Source organism: Pantoea sp. BJFS-204, from assembly GCF_049310725.1.
Taxonomy (GTDB): Bacteria; Pseudomonadota; Gammaproteobacteria; order Enterobacterales; family Enterobacteriaceae; genus Pantoea; species Pantoea agglomerans.
Genome location: NZ_JBMOWE010000002.1, coordinates 370276 through 396085, shown reverse-complemented (window position 1 = coordinate 396085; position 25810 = coordinate 370276). Strand labels below are relative to the sequence as shown.

Genomic DNA, 25810 nt, shown 5'->3' with positions numbered 1-25810 from the left:
GCATTATATGTTCATTAATCTGACGTTGTGAATCGGGATTTTAACCTGCCTGCAATACTTTACGTAAATTCACCGCGGATGTTAGCGCATTTCCGTAAAGCAGGGCGCTAAAAATGGGGCTTTCCGGGGTTATGCCTGACTAAGGTTGCCACTGCGTTTGTTCGCCGCTGAGTTTGCGGTTCAGGAAAAAGGCGGCACTGATTAACGCCAGATGGGTCAGCGCCTGCGGCGTGTTGCCCAGCGCATGGCCGTGGCTGTCAAACTCCTCCGCGTAGAGGCCCAGTGGATTGGCGTAGCTCAGCAACTTTTCAAATTCAAAATGCGCTTCCTGAATCCGGCCCGCGCGCGCCAGACACTCGACATACCAGAAGGAGCAGGCTCCGAACGACCCTTCTGAGCCTTTCAGGCCATCGGCGGGCGTCTCATGCGTATTGTAACGGCGCACCATACCGTCGCTGACCAGATTGGTTTTGATCGCATCCAGCGTGGCAATCCAGTCCGGGTCGGTGGCTCCCACAAAACGCACCAGCGGCATCAGCAGCATTGAGGCGTCGAGATGTTCGCCATGACGGGTCGAAGAGAAGTGACCCCGCTCACTGTTCCAGAAGTTAGCCCAGATATCTTCGCGGATCTCCCGGCGCGCCCGATCCCAGCGTTCATAAGGCATCGGCAGCGATCGCTTCATGCCCAGACGCAGCGCGCGATCCATCGCCACCCAGCACATCAGACGCGAGTGCAGGAAATGTTCCGGTTCACCGCGCATCTCCCAGATACCGGCATCGGGCTGATCCCAGTTATCACACAGCCAGTCGATCATTTTGACGACATGTTCCCAGCCGCGCTGGGAGATCGCCTCACCATATTTATTGGCCAGATAGACCGCATCCATCAGCTCGCCATAGATGTCGAGCTGTGTCTGCTGCCAGGCGTCATTGCCGATGCGCACCGGACGGGAGTCGGCATAGCCGGAGAGATTCAGCAGCTCCATCTCGTGCAGTTCGGTGCCGCTGTCCAGCCGGTACATGACCTGCAGGCGCATCTCATCGTGATGGCTGTTTTCAACGCAGCGACCAACCCAGTGGGTAAAGTGTTTGGCTTCATCGATATAGCCCAGCCGCATCAGGGCATACATGCTGAACGAGGCGTCACGGATCCAGGAGGCGCGATAGTCCCAGTTGCGTTCACCGCCCAGCTCTTCGGGCAGGCCAAAGGTCGCTGCTGCCGCAATAGAGCCGTGCTGATGTGAGGTCAGCAGTTTGAGGACCAGCGCCGAACGCTGCACCATTTCGCGCCAGCGTCCCTGATAGTTACTGTGGGCGCTCCAGCGTCGCCAGTAGTTCAGCGTCTCTTCAAAGCAGTGTTCGGTGGTCAGCGCTTCGATATGCGCATCATCCACGCTGCCAAATTCAAACTGCGCATGTTCACCGGGTTGTAACGTGAAGAGGGCGGTAGCACTTTCATCTTCCAGCGTCATCGCCACGCTGGCGGCGAGGCGCAGCGACGGCTGGCCCTCGGCATGAAAATCGATACAGCCGTTGTGCGCCTCTGCGCGGGTCTGCGCCCGGGCATAGTCGTGACGCGGTGAACAGCGCAGGCTAAAGGTCGCGCTGCCGCGAACCATTTTGACCCGCCGGATCAGACGCGGCAGCTTGTCCTTGTCATCACAAATCGGCATGTAGTCGGTGATCTCCGCCACGCCTTCATCATCCAGCCAGCGGGTCTGCAGGATGTTGGTATCGGGCAGGTAGAGCTGCTGACGTCGCGCATTGGGCCAGTCAGGGGCCAGGGAGAAAAGCCCGGCATCATCGCTGTCGAGCAGGGCGGCAAAGACCGACGGGCTGTCGAGTTCCGGCCAGCAGAGATAATCAATGGTGCCATCATTCGCGACCAGTGCGCAGGTGCGCAAATCTCCGATCACGCCATGGTCTTCAATCTTACGTTTTACCTTACTCATCCTCATCTCCCTGTCAGTGTCCATCCTAACTATAGCTGAGCCATCTGATGCGGCTTCGTTTGGGCACAGATGGTTAACGTACGGTTGAATGAGGCAGGGAAGGGGTGAGGGCGGGTGAGACATGGGAAATCGCCAGCAGGGTCGCCTGGCGCTGCTCAGCGTCGGCGACCCTTACCACCGGTCAGCTCACTCTCATAGCGGGTGGCGTCTGCTGGCGAATCCGTGGTTCATTTATTCCTGATCGGCACGACGATTGTGCCAGCGGCGAATCACCCAGCGCAGCGCAAAGGCGAATACCACTGCGCCGACCAGCCACAGCAGATGCTTCAGATGCTGGTCGAGTTTATGCAGCCATGGCGCGATGATGCCGCCCGCGAAATAGCCCAGGGTGACAAAGATCAGCGCCCAGATGGCCGCCCCGATGACGTTAAGAATAAAAAATTTCATCGGATTGAGGCGGCTGGCCCCGATGATTATTGGGCCAATCAGTCGAAAGCCATACATAAAGCGCACGCCAATCACAAACAGGCTGGGACGGCGTTTAATCAGGCGGTTCGCCTTGACCACTTTATCCTGATGCTTTTTAAAGCGGCGCAGGATCTGCGTGCCCCAGCGGCGACCGACCCAGTAGAGCAGTTGATCGCCGACAATACCGCCACCCATCGCGGCCAGCACCACTCCCACGTAATGCAGCAGCCCCTCATGCGCGGCGACGCCGCCCAGCAACGTAAATGTTTCCCCCTCGGCGATACAGCCAATAAAAAGTGCCAGATAACCGTACTGCGTAATTAATGCGTTGATATCCAGATGCAAAATGACCCTCCCTGTTCAGTGACTGTTTCTTCCAGTCTATACGCGATTTGGCTTCGCTTCCGCCCGTGCCTCATGGGTCCGTTTATTTATGCTGTTTTTCTGTCCGATCACCACGAAAGTTTCGCTGCCGTTTATACTTGAGAGGACGCTGCCCCCAAAGACGGATGCATCATCGGGCGGCCCACTGCATCAGAGGAGTGAATCTATGAATCATGTCTGGGGTCTGCTGGCGCATCCGAATCAGGAAATGCGTCATATCAAGCAAGAGAATGAGAGCGTATCGCACCATTACACCCACCATGTTCTGCTGATGGCGGCGATTCCGGTGATCTGCGCCTTTATCGGCACAACTCAGCTGGGCTGGAATCTGGGAGAGGGGCAATATGTGCAACTCAACCTGTTGACCGGGATTGGGCTTGGCATTCTGTTCTATCTGATTATTCTGGGTGGCGTCGCGGTAATGGGACGCGTGATTCACTGGATGGCACGTGATTATCCGCAGCGCCCCGGCGTACAGCGCTGTACGGTGTTTGCGGGCTATGTGGCCACGCCGCTGTTTCTCAGCGGGCTGGTGGCACTCTATCCGCTGGTCTGGCTCTGCGTGCTGGCGGGCGCCCTGGCGCTGCTCTACACCGGCTATCTGCTCTATATCGGTATTCCACTGTTTCTTAATATCGACCGCGAAGAGAGTCTGCGTTTTTCCGGTTCAACGCTGGCCATCGGCGTGCTGGTATTTGAAGTATTACTGGCATTAACCGTGGTGCTGTGGGGATATGGACCGCATCTGTTCTGACCGACCGCTGCCGCCGCTCTGGCGGCAGTTCTCTTTTTACGCCCGGAAACACTCTCACCAGGAAATTTCTTAACCTTACGGGTATGATATCGCCGCCAGCCCGCGCTCCGACCTCACTGAAGCGGGCGGCCTGTGTCGGTCTGACACAGTACATATTCATAACCGGGTTTTTTCTACGATGCCTGCAAAAATTCGTTCTACCCTGCTTTCGCTGGCGCTGCTCGTTTCAGGGCAGATTGTTTCACTTCCGGCGCAGGCGACGACGTCGCTGTCGCAACTGGCGCCGATTGCTCAGCCGCAGATCGCCTCTGGCAGTGCGATGATTGTCGATCTCACGACCAATAAAGTGCTGTTTTCAAGCCACCCTGATCGGGTCAGGCCCATTGCCTCCATCACCAAGCTGATGACTGCTATGGTGGTGCTGGATGCGCATCTGCCGATGAACGAGATGATAACCGTCGATGTCAGCCAGACGCCGGAAATGCGGGGTGTATTCTCACGCGTTAAGCTCAACAGCCAGATCAGCCGCCGGAATATGCTGCTGCTGGCGCTGATGTCCTCAGAAAACCGCGCCGCCGCCAGCCTGGCTCATGCTTATCCGGGCGGCTATAACGCCTTTATCCGGGCGATGAACGCGAAAGCGCGGTCACTGGGCATGAAACAGACCCGCTACGTGGAGCCAACCGGCCTGTCGACGCAAAACGTCTCCAGCGCGCAGGATCTGGTTAAACTACTCAAAGCGACGCGGGAATATCCGCTGCTTGGTGCGCTCAGCACCACTAAAGAGGAGACGGCGGTGTTTGCCCATCCGAGCTATGCGCTGCCGTTCCGCAACACCAACCATCTGGTCTATAAAGATGACTGGCATATTCAGCTAACCAAAACCGGTTACACCGATGAGGCTGGCCACTGCCTGGTGATGCGCACCATGATTAATAATCGTCCGGTGGCGCTGGTGGTGCTGGATGCCTTTGGCAAATATACCCACTTCGCCGACGCTAACCGTCTGCGCAGCTGGATTGAGACCGGTAAAGCGGCGCCGGTGCCGGCTGCCGCACTGGCCTATAAAAAACAGAAGTCGGGCCAGGTTGCCAGTAATGGGGCCAGCAGCGCCGACGTTGAGTAGAAAACAGCCGGTGTTGCGCGCTGCGGACACTGGCATTACCTGCAGGCTGAGCGGGTATCCGGGATGATGCAGGCAGAGGCGTACAGCGATTTTCACGCTTCTGTCTGCACCGAATTAGCCCGAAAAATGCCCGTTATTCCTATATTGCCATCCCTTGCAAAGCCCTACACTACGCGCGACTGGCGAGGGACGATCGCCTGATTTAAGCTGCCGGAATCTTACTCATATGTTTAAGCTACGATCCTTTTTTGCATTGTTAATGCTGGCGCTGGTGGCGTTTGCCCCGGCGCTGACGCTGGCCGCGGATGATAAGGCCACTGCTGCTCAGGAACAGGATGCTCCGCCGAAGCTGAATGCTGCGGTTGAACTGCCGAAAATGCAGAAGATCCTCGATAAAATCAAAAGTCAGGTCTCCGTTGATGCTGGCGAAAACAAGCTGACTCAGCTGAATGAAATGGCGCTTGAGCTCTCAGGCAGTGCCGACACGCTGGGCCAGGCGCTGCTCCCCGATCGCCAGCAACTGGAAGCCCAGTTGCAGGTTCTGGGGCCGGCACCTAAAGCCGACAGCGGCGTAAAAGAGACGTCGGAAGTCACGCGCAAGCGTAACGCGCTGGAGAGTCAGAAAAGCAAACTCGACGACCAGATCAAACAGGCCGAAGGCATTAAAAATGGCGCGCTGATGCTCTCCTCGCAGATTGTTAACCTGCGCCGCGATCAGCTGAAAAGCCAGCTGGCGCTGAACTCCGGCACCATTCTGGGGCCGCGCTTCTGGTCACCGCTGCTCAATAGTCAGGATCTGGATGGCGAGAAAATCGGTGAATTCCTGCAGGAGTTGCAGGACACCGCGGCACTCTCATGGGAGCCGGGCTGGCGCGTGGGTAGTGTTTTCTGGCTGCTGGCTGCGATGCTGGTGATGACGGCTGGCCGTCGTTACAGCGAAGAGTTTCTGGCCTGGATCAGCATTCACAAACTGCCGGAAGGGAAGCTGCGCCGCAGTTTTCTGGCGGCAGCGATAGCCCTGACCACCCTGGTGGCTGTCGTCCTCACCTTTAACTTTATCGCCCTGGCCTTTACCCGCCGTGATGAGGTTTCTGAAAACGTTCAGGACTTTGTGGATCAACTGGTTCGGCTCAGTGTCTTTTGTGGCCTGATTGCCGGACTGGGACGCGCTTTCCTCTCTACCCGTCGACCCAGCTGGCGTTTACCGACCATCTCCAATGAAGTGGCGATGGCGTTAAAACCGTTTCCACCGATTACCGCCGTGCTGGTCTTTATCTTCCAGACGGTCGAAGCGTTTAACTACAGCGTCGGCACCAGCCTGAATACCACCATTTTTGCCAACGGGCTGACGGCACTGCTGATTGGTACTACCGCGCTGGCGATCAGCATGCGCACCAACCGGGTTCGTCGCCGTATGACCCAGGCGGGCACACCACCAGAGGCTCGCTCTACGCTGGTCGGACTGATCCAGATGGGCCTGACGCTGACCGGCATCGCCATTCTGGTGTCGCTGCTCATCGGTTACGTCACGCTGGCGCGCTTCCTGAGTTATGAAGTGATCTGGTGCGGCCTGCTGTTTGGTTCGTTCTACTTCCTCAGTCATCTGCTTAACGATGGCTGTGAGAGCCTGTTCTCGACCAGTAACGCAACCGGTCGCCGCATTCAGAGTTCGCTTAACATCAATGAGCGTCATCTGCAGCAAACGGCTACGTTGCTGACGGCTATCGGTAAAACCTTCCTGGTGCTGGTTGTGGCGCTGGCGCTGGTCAACGGGACCTTTGCCTCTTCAACGCCGATTGAACTGCTGCAAAAAGTGATTGAGTTCTGGGGCGGTAAAGGACTTGAATCCCTGAATATCGTCCCGGCGCACATGGTGAATGCGATTATCTGCCTGATCGTCGGCATCTATGTACTGCGAACGGTGCGCCGCTGGCTCGACACCGATTTTCTGCCGAAAACCACCATGGATGTGGGTATGCGGGTGTCGCTGGTGACGCTGTTCAGCAACATCGGTTATGTGCTGATTATCCTGCTGACGTTGTCGATCATGGGCCTGCAGTGGAATAAGCTGGCCTGGATCGTCAGTGCCTTGTCGGTAGGTATCGGTTTTGGCTTACAGGAGATTGTGAAGAACTTTATTTCGGGGCTGATTCTGTTGACCGAGCGGCCAGTGAAGGTTGGCGATCTGGTGAGCATCAGCGGTATCGAAGGGGATATCCGCCGGATTAACGTGCGCGCTACCGAGATCCAGCTGGGCGATAAATCCACGGTGATTGTGCCGAACTCGCAGTTTATCTCGCAGAACGTGCGAAATGCCACCATGGGTAATGCGCAGGGGGTGGTCACGATTACGCTGACGTTCCCGCTCGACATCGATCCGGCGAAAGTGCGCGATATCCTGCTGGAGGTCTACAACGAAAATGAACGCATTCTGGAGACGCCAGAGCCATCCGTTTCGTTTAAAGATCTGACTCAGCAGGGAATTATACTGAGCGTCACCGGTAACGTGGCGGGTCAGCGCCAGATCGCAGGGGCGAAGAGCGATCTGCTGTTCGATATTCTGACGCGTCTGCGTAAAGAGGGTATTCTGCTCTCCACACCGCAAACCATGATTATCGAGCGCCGTCAGCAGATGGCGGGTGCGGAGCCGGTCCCCGAAGAGAAGCTGGTTTAAGAGAGCCAGGTTTAGGTGTGTAAAGGCCGACTTCTGTCGGCTCAGATGGTAAATACAGTGTGGCCCGGTTAGCTGTGTAATCGAGCTGGCACAGGGAACACGGTCAGATCGGAAAGACGCAAAAGCTGTCATCCATGACATGCTCGGCCCACGCCATCCCTGGCGTGGGACGCTTTCCTCTTCTGACCGTGTTCCCAGCGCATTAAGTTTCTTCATTGCTGCCAGATTCACCCTGCTTCAGGATTGGCAGCAATCAAAGGGCCGACTTCTGTCGGCCTTTTTTTATGTTCAAACGCTGGCTTCTCAGCCCGTTCAGACTTCGCTTTCTACAGGGATTCAACGCGGCTTGTGTGCTGCCCGTCGCGGCTCACCGAGCGAATTGCCACCGCACCGCTGACCTGCGGCGGTCTGGTGGCATCGTAGCGCTGCCAGTTTGTGCCCTTGTCCAGGCTGTACTCCAGCGTAACGCCCGGTAGGGCCACGTTCATCGACAGGATGCCATCAACGATTCTGGCTCCCGGCACCGGCAGGCGATAATCGATGCCCGCCTTATCCAGCTTCGCCAGTTCCCGCTGTCCCAGCAGATTGGCAAATCTCTGCCAGTCATTCAGACGCGCCTGCTGATCGACCAGATGGGTTTTACCCCCTACATACTCCTGACCTGCCTTGTAATCCTGCTCCCAGCTGGCGCGGTGCCAGCTTCGTTCCGCTACTGCAAACAGGCGAGGATAGATCATGTGCTCCATTTGAGCGTCAGTGCGCACCGTTTCGCTCCACAGCTGGGCCGAAATGCCGTAAGCACCGCTCCAGAGCTTCTCTGATTTGGCGCTGAAAAAGTTGCCGTCGCGATCCACCGAGGTTTCAGCATTCTGCGGCAGGTTGTCCGGCGCGAAGCCAAAGATTTTGCGCTCGTCGTTGAAGCGCGTGCCCCAGTAATAGCCGCGTTCCAGCGGGTTAACTTCATACGGAAAATCCAGATAGAGATAGTCGGGGCTGGAGATCACCACGTCGTAACCTTTCTGTGACCAGTCGCTGGCTGTGTCAAAACCGCCCCAGTAGAGGGTGTCCCAGAAGTTGACCGCGACGCGCGGTGTGGCAAAGGCTGCTGAATCTTTGGCATGTTTTAAACCATCCTGCCAGGCCTGCATTTTGCCAATACCGTGTCGGTTAACGATGTCACTGACGGTCAGGGCAAAGTAGCTCGGCAGGTGCGCCAGATCGTCCACTTGGCCGCTCTTCACCAGCGCCTGACAAACCTGCGATTTCGCCCACGGCAGATCTTCTTTACTCCAGTCGCGCAGACCGGTGCCCGGTTTAGGGTCGCGTTTATCCGAGTAGCCAGCACCCAGCCGGATATTCTTCGCTTCGTCACCGCCAAAATGCCAGACGCCGAGCGGCTGTCCCGCTTCCCGGTGCATCGCCTGAACTTCACCGATCACTTTATCGACAAACCGCTGCGAACCCGCAATGCAGGGATTGAGATAGCTGGTGCGGTCATAGAGCTGCACCGAGGTGGTATTAGAGTCGTCGGTGGGATCGATCAGGCGATACGCACTGGCCTGTTCAGATTGTCCCTCCTTCATCAGCCGCTGATAGCGCGCTTCCATGGCGATGACGGCGGCACGGGCATGGGCGGGCATATCGATTTCCGGGATCACCTGGATGTGGCGGGCCTGGGCATACTTCACAATCTCGATATAGTCGGCACGGCTAAAATAGCCGCTGCCGTTGTTATCGCTGAACGGACCGGAACCAAGCTGCGGCAGCAGGCAGCGCTGTTCGCTCAGGTCATGGCAGCGTTTAGCCCCCACGTCAGTCAATTCCGGTAAGCCGGGAATCTCAATCCGCCAGCCCTCATCGTCACTAAGGTGAAAGTGGAAGCGGTTCATCTTCCAGGCCGCCATCTGATCAAGCAGCCGCATGACCGCCTGCTTAGTGTGAAAGTTACGGGCAACGTCAAGAAACGCGCCGCGATAGGCAAAGCGTGGCGCATCATGGGCTTCCAGCGTGGCAATACGCGGCGTGCCTTCTGTAGGGATCAGCGAGAGAATCGACATCAGACCGTAGAACGCACCGGCAGCATCGTAGCCCACCACAATGGCACGGCGTGGGGTGATATCCAGATCGTATGCGCCCGGTTTAGCCTGTTTGCCACTGAAGTGATCGGGTTTGATCTGCGTCCTGATAGCAAATCCATCAGGCGATTCTTTCAGGCCGAGCAGGGCCAGACGCTGCTTTACCGCCTCACCGGTTTCACGGGTCAGCCCGGTCAGAGACAGACTGACGCCACGGCTGAGATCGGCATCCTGCGGACGCAGTTTCACCTCAAGCGGCGTGGGTGTGATTTGACCGCGCAGCGCGGAAGCGGGCAGGGTGGCAACGTCGCTGTTTTTATCAAACCGGCTGGCGGGTTGCATCAGGATATTCCGGTCATCGGCACTGCGTCGCCAGTTATCCCCCAACGGCAACACAAACTGGCTGGGATCTTCATGATCGGTGCTGGCAATAATTTTGGGGGTGTCCTGCCCGGACGTCACATACCAGCGCGGCATCACATCCGTGGCAAACAGCTGCCAGTATTCGTTAACGATCGGAATCTGCACCGATTCGCCCGCGCCAATGCCGGTGAACTTCTCAGTCGGCTCCAGCCGGGTCAGGTCGCCGACCAGATGGGTCATTTTAAACTGATCGTTATCGACACGCAGGGTCTGGTGGACGTTGCTCATGTAGATTGCCCAGTGTTTGTCGGTCAGGGCTGGGCCGTTATTGTTCAGGGTAATGGTGGCGCGATTGCAGGCGGCATAGTCGGCACCCAGCGCAGCGCAGTCGGTGCCATGAAGGGCGGCCTGATTATCGTTCACCTGATAAGTGACGCCAAACTGGCTGATCTGATTCACCACCTGCTGCGCTGACGAGCTGGCGTGACCTGTGGCTGCAACGCCCAGCAGAGTGAGCGCGATAAGGCTTAACTTAAACATAATGATTCATCCTTGCTGCTGAAGAGATATCCGGGAGTCTGCAGGGCGTCAGAACAGCGTAAACGGCACGATAACCATAAATTTGATGTCCTTCTCGTCCTGAAAAATATTGCCGTAACCGCCGCTGTAACTGGGCAGATTGCTGTGATTGTCGTAGCGGGTGTAATGCAGTTTTAACAGGGTATCTTTGGCGCGGCCCTGCTGGATTTGATAGATCAGATCAAGGTTCCAGGCGGACTCTTTCAGCCGCTGGCTCTGGTCAATGGTGGGCAGCGTGGCGGGTCTGGCATCCCAGCCCCAGACGTACGATGCGCCCACTTTCCATCCCGCCAGCTGCCATGGCGTTAAGTCGAGCATCGCCCCGGCAAAGATCGCTTTTTCGCCATTAGCGTTCCAGTCGGAACGGGCATCCCACCAGATATCCAGTCGTCCATTGGAACTGGCGTAGCCTGGCGTCATGCGCTGCAAAAAGAAGCCCTGATTCCCCTCTGCTTTGACCCAGCTGCCTTCGAGTCGCAGATCAACCGGGCCGACGGTATAGCCGACCGTGATCGCCTGTAACCAGGCCAGGCCGTCATAGACATCACGGGGATTAGCGGCACCCCCCGATACTTTGTCGTGTGCCCCGTAAAACTGATAGCTGGTGTAAAGTGCATTGCCGGCAGGCGTGGCTGACCACGAGGCTTTGGCAAAATATTGATCCATATAATCCGCCGCCTGGCCAAATGCGCCCTCAAGCACCAGGTTATTTTTGAAGTCATATTTCATACCGAACGAATGCAGGTAGCTGACAGGGGTTTTGCCATCAGCCTGACGAAAATCATATAAGTCACGATACCAGGGCGCTTTATATTTATCGCTCCACATCCAGGAGAGTGATAATGCCCCGGCCTGCTGGAAATCATACAGTGCACCGACTTCGACGCCGCGATAGGTTCCGGGTAAGAAACTCCAGTGTGGCGCAATAATTGTCTGGCCGGTTGGCTGAATATAACCGGCACGCAACCAGTAATCGTTATATTTTAATTTCAGTGCGGCTTTATAAACAGAAGCACCGCCGCTGTCGCCATTCCACTTTTCATCCCAGCGGGTACGCGCCTTACTGAAGCCAATTTCATTGGGTGCGGCGGGGCCGCTGTTGGAAAGCTCAGCAGCACCGAAAATGGCGAGGTCCAGACCAATCCACTCTCCGGCATAGCCTGACTGATAGTCGAGATTACTGTTGAGCGAGGCATGATGTAAATTAGCCCGATAGTGCCCCTGATATTCACTGGCGGGATCGGTGTCTCTGCGATCTCGCTGACGCTGCCAGTAAAAAACATTACCTTTCAGCGATGAGTCCTCAATAAATCCGCTGGCGTAGGCCGCTGATGAACTTATTGCAGTTAACGCTATTAATGCGGTGGCTATTTCAATTAACGCTAACGCGTAATTAATTTTTCGCATGATTATTCCTCCCTGAATGCAATCCGGATAATTAAGCAGAATATTATTATTGTGGCGGTAATCTATTTTTCGCGACGCGAATTATCAATTAGCAGCGTGGTGATTTGTGAACTATTGCGCAGAACCCGATGAGATAAAATAAAGCAGGTGCAATATGGGAGGGGAGATTAATTTTCTGATGAAGATGTTAGCTATTGGCAGGACTGCTGAAACGGGAGGCTGGCGGTGTGAACGGGCTTCCCGGTTGTATGACAATCAGCCTGCTCAGATAAGCAGGCTGACCGATAAGGCGATTAAACCTGCTTCACCGCCCATCCCTTTTGCTTGCTGGTTTTGCCAATCCCAGGGTTGAAGCTGTTAGTGGGATCGAGCTGGCGATAGAACGCCGCCAGCTGCGGTTTGGCCTGATAGAGATGTCCGACGTTATGTTCAGCGGGATATTCCGCGCCCCGCGCCTGAAGAATCTCCAGCATCTGCGCTTTGAGCGCATGCACATCGACGCCTTTTCTGACGATGTAATCCTGATGAAACACATGACAGAAGAAGTGACCATAGTAGAGACGATGGCTCAGCGAGGCGCGGATCTCATCGGGCAGGGTTTCGAACCAGTCCGCATCATTACGACGCAGGGCGATATCCAGCGCCAGAATGTCCTCGACCTCATCAGAATGCACCGCGTGGTAGCGCACTGCCGCACCCGCCGCTGCGAAGCGATGCAGAAAGGCGTGCGCACCTTCTTTGCCTTCACACTCGAAGAATTCGCCACCGCCTTCACGGAAGTAGTCGCGCAGATAGTTACGCGCTTCCGCCACGCCGTCGCCAGACATCTTCAGCATCAGATGGTGTTCATATTTGTCGCGATACTGCTTCATGCGTTTCGGCAGATGCGCCGGAAACAGTTTACTCAGGCGCTGCAACAGGCGATCGCTGAAGTGCGGTTTAACGAAGGAGAGTTTGCTCAGCCAGGCATCAACCCGCCCCTTCAGCGTGAAAAACAGCGGCATCTTGTCGGTGCCCAGCTTGTCGATCATCAGGAAGGTATCTTTGCCGTAGACTTCCGCAATGTCATAGATGTCGCGGTGCATATATTCGCCCGCCACCGGCAGATGGGTGAAATGCGCCAGCATGTGACGGCGGATATCGCTGAGAACGCCGGGCTCGTTGGTGCCGATGTAAAACACCTGCTGCTGCGGTTCGCTGGCGAAGGTATCGAGTCGCACCGCGAAGACCGCCAGTTTCCCGGCACAACCGGAGGCTTCAAACAGGCGACGCGCATCGGCGTTATAGCGGGCGGGCGTATCCGCATCCACTTCACGAACCCGGTCGGCATATTCATGATCGGAGGCGTGACGGCCATCGTGCTGCACATCTTTGGGCTGCCAGCGGTCATCATCCAGCCGCCCCAGAATCTCTTCCGGTGACGTCCCAAGATCGATACCGAGATGGTTCACCAGCTTCAGTTTTCCCTGCGCATCAATCTGGGCAAACAGCGCCATTTCACTGTAGGCCGGTCCGCGCTTGATCAGCGATCCGCCGGAGTTATTACAGATGCCGCCCAGCACCGAGGCACCAATGCAGGAGGAGCCAATCACCGAGTGGGGTTCACGCCCCAGCGGCTTCAGCGCTTTTTCCAGCTGATAGAGTGTGCTGCCGGGGAACGCCAGCACCTGCTGGCCTTCGTCGATCAGCTGAAGCTTATCCAGCCGCAGGGTGCTGACAATCACCAGCGGACGATCGTAATCGTCGCCATGCGGCGTCGAGCCTTCGGTCAGGCCGGTATTCGCCGCCTGCATCAGGATAATGACATCGGCATTTACCAGCGTTTGCAGTACCCGCCAGAGCTCCAGCAGCGTACCGGGAAACGCCACCGCCAGCGCCTCGCCTTCGCCGGAGCGAAAGCCTTTGCGATAGCGCGCGGTCTGTTCAGGTTCAGTCAGCAGATGGGTGGGGCCGACCAGGCGGCGCAGGTCAGAAAGCAGGGCAGAGGTTTGTATCATGAGCAATTCCCTTGTCTTATCAGTGCGTCCTAACTGTAGCACGTCAACTCACCTCAACGCAGTGTGACAGCGGCAGCTACCTGCTATTCTCATCTTGTGGCACACTGCCGCCTGTTAATTCGATATTGCGCAGTTACTTAAGAGAACCCAACCTGATGAAATGGATTTACTCTGTTAGTCTCGCTGTCTCCCTCGCGATGCAACCGGCATTGGCTGAGACAGTGCCAGGTAACCACCCGATGACCGAACAGGCGCGGGATGCCTTCGTCAACCAACTGCTTAAAAAAATGACGCTGGACGAGAAGATCGGCCAGCTGCGTTTAATCAGCGTCGGACCTGATAATCCGAAAGAAGTGATTCGCGACATGATTCAGAAGAGTCAGGTTGGCGCGATTTTTAATACCGTAACCCGTCAGGATATCCGCGCGATGCAGGATCAGGCGATGCAGCTCAGCCGCCTGAAGATCCCGCTGTTTTTCGCCTACGACGTTATTCATGGTCAGCGCACCATTTTCCCGATTCCTTTGGCCCTGGCGTCGAGCTGGGATCTGGATGCGGTGAAAGAGGTGGGGCGCGTCTCTGCCTATGAAGCGGCCGACGATGGTCTGAACATGACCTGGGCGCCGATGGTGGATGTCAGCCGTGAACCGCGCTGGGGCCGTGGCTCCGAAGGCTTTGGTGAGGATACGTATCTCACCAGCGAAATGGGTCGCAGCATGGTGCAGTCGATGCAGGGCAAAAGTGCTGCCGATCGCTACAGCGTGATGACCAGCGTGAAGCACTTCGCACTCTATGGCGCAGTTGAAGGCGGACGCGATTACAACACCGTGGACATGAGTCCGCAGCGCATGTTCCAGGACTATCTGCCGCCTTATAAAGCCTCACTGGATGCGGGCAGCGGCGGCGTGATGGTGGCGCTGAACTCGATCAATGGCGTACCCGCCACGGCGGACAGCTGGTTGCTGAAAGATCTGCTGCGCGATAAGTGGAAGTTCAAAGGCATCACCATCAGCGACCATGGCGCAATCAAAGAGCTGATCAAGCATGGCGTCGCTAGCGATCCGCAGGAAGCGGTGCGCATCGCCCTGAAGTCGGGCGTCGATATGAGCATGAGCGACGAATATTACAGCAAGTATCTGCCCGCGCTGGTGAAGAGCGGCGACGTCACCATGGCGGAGATTGACGATGCGGCGCGCCATGTGCTCAACGTCAAATATGACATGGGCCTGTTTAACGATCCCTACAGCCATTTAGGTCCGAAAGAGAGCGATCCGCAGGACACCAATGCGGAAAGCCGTCTGCACCGGGCTGAAGCGCGCGACGTCGCGCGTAAGAGCATCGTGTTGCTGAAAAACCGCCTGGAAACGCTGCCGCTGAAAAAATCGGGCACCATTGCCCTGATTGGTCCGCTGGCAGACAGCCAGCGCGACATTATGGGCAGCTGGTCCGCCGCTGGCGTGGCGAAGCAATCCGTTTCGCTGCTGCAGGGCATGCGCAATGCCACCGAAGGCAAGGCTACGCTGCTCTATGAGAAGGGCGCTAACGTCACCGACAACAAAGGGATTCAGGACTTCCTGAACCTCTATGAGCAGGCGGTTTCCGTGGATACGCGTTCACCGCAGCAGTTGATTGATGACGCGGTCGCCAAAGCGAAGCAGGCCGATGTGGTGGTTGCCGCCGTGGGCGAAGCGCAGGGTATGGCGCACGAAGCCTCCAGCCGCAGCGACCTGGTGATCCCGCCGAGCCAGCAGAAGCTGTTAGCAGCACTGAAAGCCACCGGTAAGCCGCTGGTGATTGTGCTGATGAACGGACGCCCGCTGTCAGTGGTGAATGAAGATCGGATGGCCGATGCGATGCTGGAAACCTGGTTCAGCGGCACCGAAGGCGGCAACGCCATCGCCGATGTGCTGTTCGGCGATTACAACCCGTCGGGCAAATTGCCGGTTTCCTTCCCGCGTTCAGTGGGTCAGATTCCGATCTACTACAACCATCTGCCCACTGGCCGTCCTTACAACTTTGCTAAGCCGAACAAATACACGTCGCACTACTACGACGCGGCTAATGGCCCGCTCTATCCGTTTGGTTACGGCCTGAGCTACACAACTTTCACCGTGTCGCCGGTAAAAATGTCCTCACCGACCATGCCGCGTAACGGCAGCATTGAAGCCAGCGTGACCGTGACCAACAGCGGTAAACGCGATGGCGCGACGGTGGTGCAGATGTACCTCAACGATCCGGTCGCTTCCATCAGCCGTCCGGTGCAGGAGCTGCGTGGCTTTAAGCGCATCATGCTAAAAGCGGGCGAGTCGCAAACCGTGACCTTTAAAATCGACGTGGATGCGCTGAAGTTCTGGAACCAGCAGATGCAGCATGTTGCAGAGCCCGGCAAATTCAACGTCATGATTGGACTCGATTCCGTTCGTACCGAGGATGGGCAGTTCAACTATTTATAACCGTCAGCCTTTCCCCTGACGTCAGGGGAAGGTGATGCGGCGCGTCGTTAGCGTCCTGCTACGGCGCGCCGCGTCATATCCACTATCAGAGCCATCATGATTAATCTGCGTGACCGCATTCAGCAGCAGGTATTCCGCCTTAATGGCCTGTCGATGAATGAATTTGACCTCTCTCAACCGCCTGGCGATCCCGGCCTGTTTGGCCCGGACAGCGTGATCTGGCGCGTCCACGGTGACTTCACCTCCATGATGTGCGGTGGGATCAGCGCGCTGCTGTTGCAGATGCTGCATCCGGCGGCGCTGGCGGGCGTCTGGGATCACTCCAATTTCCGTGAAGATATGATGGGCCGGCTGCGCCGTACCAGTCAGTTTATCGCGGTGACCACCTACGGTAATTCGCAGGATGCACAGACGCTGATCGACCGGGTGAAACGCATTCACCTGAAAGTCAGCGGCGTCGACAGCGAAGGTAAACCCTATGCCGCCAGCGATCCGCATCTGCTGACCTGGGTGCATGTGGCGGAGACCAGCCGTTTTCTGGCCGCCCATCTGCGCTACAAAAATCCAAACCTCAGCCGCGCCGGGCAGGATCAGTACTATCAGGAAGCGGCGCAGATTGCCGAAGCGCTGGGGGCGGAGCAGGTACCGAAAAGCGTTGTCGACGTCGCGGATTACCTGCAACAGATGCGTTCAGAGCTGCGCTTTGATCATCGCACTGCCGAAGTGACGCGATTGCTGATGAATGCCCCCGCACCCAGCTGGCAGGCAAAACCGGTGATGAAAATCATGCTGAAGTCAGGGTTCGGGCTGATGCCAGCCTGGGCGCAGGCAATGTCCGGTACTGAGATCGGCCGCTTTCAGCAGGCGATCATTGACCGGAAGATTAATGCGATTGCGGTGGGGTTAAGGTGGTCGATTCAGCGCGGAGCCTGGTATCGGGCAATGGTGCGGATGGGCAGGGATGTGGGGTGAGGGGTTCACTGGTAAAAGGGTGGATTGCTTTAGCGCATAAAGGATTACTCAACCGCAGTGTTAGATATCGGGGCCTTGGCAGGTGCTTTTGTGCAGACGTTAACTTATTGGGGGTTAGTTACAACAGGCTGATTGGGGCAGATACTAACATCCGTTTTGTGCCAGCGACGGAAGTTGCCGCATGAGAGACATACGCGTATATAATTGCGGTAGAATGAATGCACATTTTATGGATGAAAGGTGAAGCACCATGAAAGTTAGTGAGGCAGATTTGCTAAAGTCGGGTTTTACTGATGCTGATTTGAAAAAAATTAAAAATAACCTTGAAAGCTATGGCGGTACTCTGGGGGAAGCCGTAGCGGATTTAAAAAACAGATTCAGAGTGCTGTTATGGATTATTTCTGGCTGCACGTTAGTCTTTATATTTCTTCTGTGTTTCTCCACTAAAACATATATTTTAGGCGGAGGCCTGTCTCTGCTAATCGGGGTAGTCATAGTGACGTTTATTCAACCGCCAATGCTGGCCTGGAAGTCATGGCGTTACTGCCGGTTGAATAAAGAGTTAGCGTGATTGCTCGTTTAGGCTGAGTAAATCAAATATCACTTTAGCTTTAACACCCCAGCCAACGATTTTCATGGTCAGCTTCGGACGGCTCATAGTGTCAACTTTACGGAAGTAATCACGGGGCATCCATCTGAACAGCCGCCATGCGCCAGGCTTTCTCGCCAGCCCCCTAATGCTGTAAATATCGGCAGTAAGCGTTACCGTATTATAAAAAGCCAGTCCTGACTCTGGCTTAAAACCCATAAATTCAGCAGCTTGCATTGCACCATCGGCAAACATGCCTTCTGTGTTCTCGCCAGAGAGGCGCGGAATGAGTTCTTTAGACAGCCCATTAAGCCCGTCCATAACGAGAACGGCACCGGCCAGTGCGCCGAGTGGCGTCATTGTCGATATCATCAAAGCACCGCCGACAACAGCAAAACCTGAAATTACAACACGAACAGCGGAAATCATGTAACCCACAATTTTGTTGTTTTCACGCACAAACTCCACTTTGGCGTAGAGTTCTGCTGTCTTTGAACGCAGCAATTGTCCCTGCTCTTCAAGATTTTCTGTCTCTGACCTAAGGTGCTTAACGCACTTCATGCATTCTTCATCAGATTTCGCCTGCCGGGCGGCGGCGAACTGCCGGTCAATAACCGATTTTATTTCCTGGACGAACTGCAACCGGGTTAGCCCATCCCTGAGATAGAAAGCTGACAACCTGTTAGCTGTATCGATAAGTTTCCTGGCTTCAAGGTTGACCATTGTTTCAGCCCAGGCTTTATTCCTCCCGCCTGAGCGCATTATTTCAAGCAATGCTGCGTCCATTTTTTATCTCCCTATACATTACATCATCGATAATACTCTCTGATTATCAGCTGTAAACAACCAAAGGCCGCTCCATCGGTAATCAGCGATGCCATAATAATAAGTAGCAGGCGACTACTCAAGCGATCGCCAGAATAAGCTGATCAATTGCGTCTGCAGCAAATGACTATGAATGGGTTAAAGATTTATACAGTCGGCCAGAAATTTAATTAATGGTTAAGGTAAAAAGGATATTTAATAAACACCGTTGTGCTGAATTAAACATACGACTCTGGAATGCCTTGCCCACTGCTCCTGAGTATCCTCAATATGAGTATTTATTCCGAAATTCCGCTATTCGCTCATAGCGGCCTTTAAGGCCAACAACGGCCACATTTTCAAAGCGCAGCACTTCACCAAAAACCCTCACCATCTTCTCCAACCCCCACACTTTGAGACTATTACCCTTGTCTCAGATAGCCGCAGCCAGGATCCTGCTCTATTCTCGGGGAAAATGGATTCCTCCAGGCTTTGTCGAGGCACTATGACGTACAAATCCCTGATTGCTGAAGTCCACAATCAGCAGCGCACCCTGACCGCTATTGTCGAACAGGATGAGCGCACTGCCTATTTTTACATCTGGCCAACCGACCTGTTCCGCAGCCAGTATGCGGTACGCGGCTGCTGGCTACGAAACCTGCTGCCGGCACCGGCGCAGGAAGATCGCGAGGCGATGGAGCAGGGCATAGCGCCGCTGCTCAGCGCCGAGTATTGCCGTAATCTGGAAGCGGAACCCGCGCTGGATCCAGCCGGTCTGCAGGTGCTGTGGGAGCCGAGCGATGATGGCGCGGCGCTGTGGTACTACGGCCAGCTGCTGGCGGTGATCCCCGGCTGGAGTCTCTATCAGGAGAAGCAGGTGAGCTTCTCTGCAGGCTGCATCAAAAAGAACCGGCTGACGGCACCGCTGGGGTCGGCATCAACCAATGACTACTACGCCCGAGCGGAGCATCAGCGTCAGTTCTGGCGCGAATGGCACGACGGCAGCGAGTGGGATAAGGTGCAGAACGATCTGATGGCCTGCTATCAGGCGCGCTTTGGCGAGTCAGTAAAGTATTACGCTATCGATCAGGGCAGTTGGCCGCCGATGGCGATCTCCCAGCACTGGCATCAGGGCATCTGGTATTTCCTGACCATCGGCATGAGCATCCGGCCGATGCCGCAGGTCGATTATCTGTTTGATGAACTGGCGCCGCAGTATCGCCGCATTGAACTGGGTATGGCGGTTGACGGTGAAGTCATGACCGAAGGCAACGCGGTGCAGATGGCCAGCGCGCTGGCGGAGTTCGTGCATCTGCCGTGGGCGCGGCTGACCTGGCTGGGCGAGGGCCATACGCTGGCGTCGGAAGTGGCCCCCGTCGGCTTTGAAAGCTTCCTGCTCGCCAATGAGCTGGCAACCGATCAGGCGCAGTTCTCGCTGCCAAAACGCGACGGCGATCGCCCGACTCTGCTCTGGACTACGCCGATTACTGAAGCGGAGCGGCAGTTCGCGCAGGCGGATGAACATGGCGGTCAGAAGTTACGGGAATTGTTAACGGCGGATGGCAATAATCATATCTTCCGTCCGCGCCAGCAGGTCGTCAGTTCAGAAGAGTAGGCCAGCAATAATGCGCCTGTTCGCCCATTCCCCGGCACCCGCCGGGGATGTGATAGTTTCCAAGTGAAATTAAATTTTTACAAAAATCAAACATTTCTCAAATATGTGATCCTGCTCATCTCAAGTTCCCGCTTGCCGCGCCGTTAAACCCGATCAGGCAATCGCGCCGCACCAGGTTCAGGGGAACGAAGATGTTTAAAACAACACAATCCCGCTTTACCGCAACAATGATCGCGTTCTTTGTTGCGCTTTTACTCGTTACAGTCTGGGTTATTAATCAGTTTGTCGCGCCACAGCTGGTCGATAGCGAAAGCCGTCTGGTTCGCTATCAGGTGGATTCGCTGGCTTCCGGTATCGTTGAACAGATGAACCGCGTTCAGGCTCAGCAGCGCGCCATTACCGAAGCCGCATCTGTCATGGACAGCGCCACCATCGACACTCTGTTACCGACGCTGGTTAACCAGTATCAGGACAGCAATGTGTTTGGGGGCGGGATCTGGCCACTGCCAAATCGTCGTGACCCGGCCAAAGAGAAGGACAGCAGCTTCTTTGCCCGTAATGCCAGCAATGAACTGCAGGTGAACACCTACTGGAACTCCGACGCGGCTGACAAATACTGGGAGCAACCCTGGTACAAAGATGGCATGGCCGCTCCGAAAGGCCAGTGTGCCTGGGCAAAAGCCTATCAGGATGCCGCCAGCCCGCAGCCGCGCACCAACTGTGCTATGGCTATCTACAAAAACGGCACGGCCTGGGGTGTCGCCACCATTGATGTGACGCTGGGGTTCTTTAACCAGCTGGCGAAGCAGATGGGTGAAACCATTCAGGGCAACGTCCTGATCGTTGAAGCCGACGGTAAAGTCGTGGGCAATGGCGCACTGGTGAATGCCGCACCGAAGCTGGAGAACCTGGCTGACGTGCAGATGCCGATGGCAGCACCGCTGAAAACGCTGCTTAACGGTGTTGGCAATCAGCCGCTGGAAACCACCTATGACAGCAGTGAAGGCGAGCAGACGCTGTTCGTGCAGGCCATTCCTGGCAGCCCGTGGTATCTCGCCAGCAGCCTGCCAACCAGCCTGCTGAAAGCGCAGTCTCACAACATGCTGACCCGCCTGGGTCTGGTGCAGATCCCCCTGGCGGTGATCCTGCTGCTGGTGTCGCTGGGCTTTGTCCGCGCCATGATGAAACGTCTTAACGTGCTGAACAGCAACATTGAAGCGCTGTCGACCGGTGGTGCCGATTTAACTCAGCGTCTGCCAGCCAGCAACAGCCCGGAATTCAACGCCGTCGCGCAGAGCTTTAACCAGTTCATCAGCTATCTGCAGGGGCTGCTCCAGCAGGTGGGCGATAGCGCGCTGGCGATCACCGCCGCGTCGCGGGAAATTGCCAGCGGCAACGCCAATCTCTCCTCCCGTACCGAAGATCAGGCCAGCTCGATTGTAGAAACGGCCGCGTCGATGGAGCAACTGACCGGCACCGTGCGTCAGAACGCCGACAACGCCACCCACGCTAACCAGCTGGCGGGCGATGCCTCGCAGGTGGCCGCACGTGGCACCGAAGTGGTCCGTCAGGTGGTGACCACCATGGGCGAGATTCATCACTCATCCCGTAAAGTGGTCGATATCATCAGCGTGATCGACAGCATCGCATTCCAGACCAATATCCTGGCGCTGAACGCCGCAGTAGAAGCCGCACGGGCCGGTGAACAGGGTCGCGGTTTTGCGGTGGTGGCATCAGAAGTGCGCAACCTGGCACAGCGTTCAGCCAACTCGGCGCGTGAGATTAAAAAGTTAATCGAAGAGTCGGTGGCGAACATCGATACCGGCAGCGCGCTGGTCGAGCAGGCGGGTCAGACCATGGATGAGCTGATGAAGGGCGTGAGCAGTGTGACAACGCTGATGAGTGAAATCATGTCAGCCAGCCGCGAACAGAGCCTGGGCATCGAACAGGTTAACGTTGCGATTACCCAGCTGGATGGCACCACACAGCAGAACGCCGTGCTGGTGGAGCAGGTTTCTGCTGCCGCGCAGGCGATGGAATCGCAGAGCACCCAGCTTGAGCGGGTGGTTCAGAGCTTCCGACTGTAATCCCTCTCCAGGCCAGCCTTGCTGGCCTGATTTTCTCTCTGCTTCATCCGCTTATCTCCGCCTGACCCGGGTAAAAAATCCTCGATGATCCGCCCAAACCGATAATTCTGTGCCAGAATAGTTGGGAATAATCTCAAGGAAACGCCATGTCTGCTATTGAAGTTATCCTCGTTGACCACCTCGATCGTCCCACCGGCAAGATGGAAAAGCTGGAAGTGCATGAAAAAGGATTACTGCACCGCGCGGTGACGGTCTACGTCTTCAATTCCCGGCAGGAGCTGTTGCTACAACGGCGTGCCAGCGATAAATATCATTGTGGTGGCTTGTGGAGTAATACCTGCTGTGGTCATCCTTATCCCCATGAATCAACCCGCGACGCCGCCGAGCGCCGCCTGCGTGAAGAGATGGGGATGGTGGTGACGCTGACGCCGGTGTTTGAGCTGAGCTACAACCTGAAACTGAGCAATGGCCTGACTGAACATGAGTATGGTCACGTCTTCTTTGCCGTCTGCGACAGCCTGCCGCAGCTGAATCCGCAGGAAGCGGATGCCTGGGATTATCGCCCGATGGCGCTGATTGAGCAGCAGATGCAGCAGCAGCCACAGCAGTTCACACCGTGGTTTTTGCACACCTTCCCGCGCATCCCGGACTATCTGGAGCAGTTTCCTTTCCCGGAAGTCACTGCATAAAAAAACCGCACTAAGGTGCGGTTTCAATGCTGGCCGGAGAAGTCGGGCCGGGGTAAACAATGCGCCAGGGTTATGAGCCCGTTTGCTCCCTGAGCCTGCGCGCTATCCACGTCCTGACCATTGATTATCGCTGCAGCTCGAAATCTTCCGCATCCACATCATAACCCGACGGTTCCCAGCGGATCGCCAGCAGCGCCAGCAGGCCCGCCAGTGGTGCCAGGAAGATCACCCAGAACACGCCGGTGCCCAGCGCCGCGACCAGCACCGGAAACAGAAACAGCGAAACGGTAGAGCTGCCGCGCATCAGCGTCTGGTTAAAGCCGACACCCACGCCGCGCAGCGACGTCGGATAGCTCAGCGACGCAAAAGTCATGGTATGGGAGCCAGGCCCGAATCCCTGTCCAAACAGGAACAGCGCCAGCATGCCGATCGCCAGCGCGGCTTCCTGACCGCCTTCCGGACGACCAATCAGCGCCAGCCCGAGCAGCGCCACGCACTGACAGGCATAACCCGCCACCGACATCTTCCACGCCCCGAGGCGCGGCACCAGCCGCACCGCCAGTATCCCGCCGACAAAGGCGAACAGCAGATTCAGCGCCAGCGACACCAGAATGGTGGTAAGCATTGACTGGGCAAAGAAGCTGGAGATGATCACCGGCAAGCCAAACGCCACCGCGTTATAAGCAAAAGATGAGGCAATGGAAGTGATGGTCGCCAGCAGGGTACGGCGGCGATAAACACCCTGTAACAGCGCACCATAGTTACGCCAGCTCGCCTTGCGCACCGGCGTGGCAGGCGTCAGCGCGGCGTCGGGCGCCACCTGGGCATTAATATTCCACGCACTGCGTAAAATCGCCGCGGCACCTTTCAGGTCGCCCTGATTCGCCGCCCAAACCGGGGATTCGCTCATGTAACGGCTACGGATGGCGATGATGATAATCGCCGGAACGGCACCAAAACCGAGGATTAGACGCCAGAGCCAGTCGGTGTGGCTTTCGGGTAACACGGCATAGAGCAAGAGCACCAGCAGATAAGAGATGCTGATTGCCGCATACCAGGTTGGGCACCACATCGCCACGCTGGCCGCTTTATTCCCCTTGCCACGCAGCCTGGAAAACTCCGCCAGAAACGCCATCGCCACCGGCAGATCGATTCCGACTCCCAGACCCATCACAAAACGCGCGCCGGCCAGCACGTACTCATTGGGGGCAAACGCACAGGCGATAGCCGCCACCACGAAAAAGAACATATCGGCCATAAACACCCGATAACGGCCAATTTTATCCGTGAGATAGCCGCCGATCAGTGCGCCGATAATGGCCCCGAAGGTGATTGCCGAAGCGACCATGCCGGTGCCGGTCGGGGTGAGATTAAATTCGCGCGTGATGTCTTTGATGCCAAAGGCCAGCGCACCCAGGTCGTAGGCGTCAAGGAAGACGCCCCCCAGCGCAATCGCCACCACAATGCGGGCATTATTACGGGCGCTGTCGCCACTGTTCACTAATCGGGAGACGTCAGCTGCGCTGCGGATCCACTGTGTTTCGCCACCGGGCGAACTCCCTGCTGTTGCCACATGGGCGGAAGAGGTCAGGTCGGACATGATGTTGTACGTCTTTTATTATAAAACAGATTTCCGAGGATAGCCGTTTAGACGCCCAGACGTAAATTCATTTCGGTTATATGAGATGAATTTATAATCTCAAATCGTTATCAATTTGCGATAAAGTCAGCTACATCGCCGCTGCGCCAGGCTACGCTTTTAAGGCAGATAATTTCCGCTGCACGCCTTGCCAGCCTCCCGCAGAGTGGCAGGAGGGCAGCCTGAACGCGCAGGCGCACAACGCCTTGTGAATCATCACGCACGAACAAAACGTAAAAACAACACACTGCGATAAGGAAAAAGCCATGGTCAGAATTCGGGGTTGGATGGGCGTCAGCGCTTTGCTGCTCAGCATGGGGATAGCACAGGCGGCGGACCCGGTGCGGGTCGGCTCGAAAATTGATACCGAAGGATCGCTGCTGGGCAATGTGATTCTTCAGGTGCTGGAAAAGCATGGGGTAAAAACCGTCAATAAAATTCAGCTCGGCACCACGCAGGTGGTGCGCGGTGCCATCACGGCGGGCGAACTTGATATCTATCCGGAATATACCGGCAACGGTGCATTTTTCTTCAATGATGAGAAAGACAGCGCCTGGAAAAATGCCGCCGAAGGCTACGAGAAAGTGAAGAAGCTGGATGCGGAGAAAAACCATCTGGTCTGGCTGACACCCGCTCCGGCCAATAACACCTGGACCATCGCTGTGCGAAAAGATCTGGCTGAAAAAAATCAGCTCAACTCTCTGGCGGACCTCAGCGCCTGGCTGAAAAAAGGCGGCACCTTCAAACTGGCGGCCTCAGCAGAATTTATTGAACGCAGCGATGCCTTACCCGCCTTTGAAAAAGCCTATGGCTTTGACCTCAAGCAGGACCAGCTGCTGTCGCTGGCTGGCGGCGATACCGCTGTTACCATCAGCGCAGCGGCACAGCAGACTTCCGGCGTAAACGCGGCGATGGCGTACGGCACCGACGGTCCGGTAGCGGCATTAGGTCTGCAGACGCTCAGCGATCCTAAAGGGGTTCAGCCGATTTATGCACCGACGCCGGTGATCCGTGAATCGGTACTCAAAGCTTATCCACAGATTGCAGAGTGGCTGAAGCCGGTGTTCAGCGCGCTTGATGAGAAGACACTGCAACAGCTCAACGCCAGAATCGCGGTCGACGGTCAGGATGCCAGCAGCGTAGCGACCGAATGGCTGCAGCAGAAAAAGCTGCTGTAACCG

General features: G+C 56.2%; 17 protein-coding genes. 10 read left to right on the top strand and 7 right to left on the bottom strand.

Annotated features, from left to right (window positions below):
• Positions 1-139: 139 nt before the first annotated feature.
• Entirely contained in the window at positions 140-1954 is a 1815-nt protein-coding gene (locus ACO6VX_RS08535) for a glycoside hydrolase family 15 protein (RefSeq protein ID WP_010260291.1), read from the bottom strand.
• A gap of 231 nt (positions 1955-2185) precedes the next feature.
• The gene (locus tag ACO6VX_RS08530) at positions 2186-2767 is read right to left on the bottom strand and encodes a DedA family protein (protein WP_010260294.1); all 582 of its coding nucleotides are present in this window, start codon (positions 2765-2767) and stop codon (positions 2186-2188) included.
• A 205-nt stretch (positions 2768-2972) separates the two neighbouring features.
• Between ACO6VX_RS08530 and ACO6VX_RS08525 the strand changes: the two genes are divergently transcribed.
• The 3 genes from ACO6VX_RS08525 to ACO6VX_RS08515 all read left to right on the top strand — a co-directional run bounded on the left by ACO6VX_RS08525 (position 2973) and on the right by ACO6VX_RS08515 (position 7360).
• Positions 2973-3560: a Yip1 family protein gene (locus ACO6VX_RS08525; RefSeq protein ID WP_010260296.1), complete on the top strand. Its 588-nt coding sequence runs from the start codon at positions 2973-2975 to the stop codon at positions 3558-3560.
• A gap of 178 nt (positions 3561-3738) precedes the next feature.
• Positions 3739-4686, top strand: coding sequence for a D-alanyl-D-alanine endopeptidase (gene pbpG, locus ACO6VX_RS08520; RefSeq protein WP_010669685.1), 948 nt, complete (start codon positions 3739-3741; stop codon positions 4684-4686).
• Between the two features lie 226 nt (positions 4687-4912).
• On the top strand, positions 4913-7360 hold the full coding sequence (locus tag ACO6VX_RS08515) for a DUF3772 domain-containing protein (RefSeq protein ID WP_050680587.1): 2448 nt from the start codon (positions 4913-4915) through the stop codon (positions 7358-7360).
• Positions 7361-7686: 326 nt separating this feature from the next.
• On the opposite strand, the gene ACO6VX_RS08510 is transcribed toward ACO6VX_RS08515, so the two are convergent.
• The 3 genes from ACO6VX_RS08510 to dld all read right to left on the bottom strand — a co-directional run bounded on the left by ACO6VX_RS08510 (position 7687) and on the right by dld (position 13781).
• Positions 7687-10338: a beta-N-acetylhexosaminidase gene (locus ACO6VX_RS08510; protein WP_422458076.1), complete on the bottom strand. Its 2652-nt coding sequence runs from the start codon at positions 10336-10338 to the stop codon at positions 7687-7689.
• A gap of 48 nt (positions 10339-10386) precedes the next feature.
• A complete protein-coding gene (gene chiP / locus ACO6VX_RS08505; protein WP_346549797.1) occupies positions 10387-11784 on the bottom strand; it encodes a chitoporin ChiP in 1398 nt (465 codons plus the stop codon).
• A 293-nt stretch (positions 11785-12077) separates the two neighbouring features.
• Entirely contained in the window at positions 12078-13781 is a 1704-nt protein-coding gene (dld, locus tag ACO6VX_RS08500; protein ID WP_010260312.1) for a D-lactate dehydrogenase, read from the bottom strand.
• Positions 13782-13936: 155 nt separating this feature from the next.
• Between dld and bglX the strand changes: the two genes are divergently transcribed.
• From bglX to ACO6VX_RS08485, 3 genes are all read left to right on the top strand, one after another.
• On the top strand, positions 13937-16234 hold the full coding sequence (gene bglX / locus ACO6VX_RS08495) for a beta-glucosidase BglX (RefSeq protein ID WP_010669690.1): 2298 nt from the start codon (positions 13937-13939) through the stop codon (positions 16232-16234).
• Between the two features lie 96 nt (positions 16235-16330).
• Positions 16331-17206 carry an oxygenase MpaB family protein gene (locus ACO6VX_RS08490; RefSeq protein WP_052270832.1) on the top strand — a complete coding sequence of 292 codons (876 nt, stop codon included), beginning with the start codon at positions 16331-16333 and terminating at the stop codon, positions 17204-17206.
• Positions 17207-17456: 250 nt separating this feature from the next.
• Entirely contained in the window at positions 17457-17777 is a 321-nt protein-coding gene (locus ACO6VX_RS08485; RefSeq protein ID WP_031591701.1) for a hypothetical protein, read from the top strand.
• Here the strand turns inward: ACO6VX_RS08485 and ACO6VX_RS08480 are convergent.
• Positions 17769-18581: a DUF4225 domain-containing protein gene (locus ACO6VX_RS08480; RefSeq protein ID WP_122889071.1), complete on the bottom strand. Its 813-nt coding sequence runs from the start codon at positions 18579-18581 to the stop codon at positions 17769-17771. The genes ACO6VX_RS08485 and ACO6VX_RS08480 overlap by 9 nt on opposite strands.
• A gap of 523 nt (positions 18582-19104) precedes the next feature.
• On the opposite strand from ACO6VX_RS08480, the gene ACO6VX_RS08475 reads away from it, so the two are divergent.
• The 3 genes from ACO6VX_RS08475 to idi all read left to right on the top strand — a co-directional run bounded on the left by ACO6VX_RS08475 (position 19105) and on the right by idi (position 22990).
• Positions 19105-20214: a suppressor of fused domain protein gene (locus tag ACO6VX_RS08475; protein WP_033757065.1), complete on the top strand. Its 1110-nt coding sequence runs from the start codon at positions 19105-19107 to the stop codon at positions 20212-20214.
• Positions 20215-20405: 191 nt separating this feature from the next.
• Positions 20406-22301, top strand: a complete 1896-nt coding sequence (locus tag ACO6VX_RS08470; protein ID WP_022625996.1) for a methyl-accepting chemotaxis protein — start codon at positions 20406-20408, stop codon at positions 22299-22301.
• A 146-nt stretch (positions 22302-22447) separates the two neighbouring features.
• Complete coding sequence (idi, locus tag ACO6VX_RS08465) at positions 22448-22990, top strand: isopentenyl-diphosphate Delta-isomerase (protein WP_050679469.1); 543 nt, start codon at positions 22448-22450, stop codon at positions 22988-22990.
• Between the two features lie 124 nt (positions 22991-23114).
• Here idi and ACO6VX_RS08460 read toward each other — a convergent pair whose 3' ends face one another.
• Positions 23115-24590, bottom strand: coding sequence for an MFS transporter (locus ACO6VX_RS08460; RefSeq protein WP_307380541.1), 1476 nt, complete (start codon positions 24588-24590; stop codon positions 23115-23117).
• Positions 24591-24895: 305 nt separating this feature from the next.
• Here ACO6VX_RS08460 and osmF point away from each other — a divergent pair, with 305 nt between their 5' ends.
• Positions 24896-25807, top strand: a complete 912-nt coding sequence (osmF, locus tag ACO6VX_RS08455) for a glycine betaine ABC transporter substrate-binding protein OsmF (RefSeq protein ID WP_033766761.1) — start codon at positions 24896-24898, stop codon at positions 25805-25807.
• Positions 25808-25810: the final 3 nt, after the last annotated feature.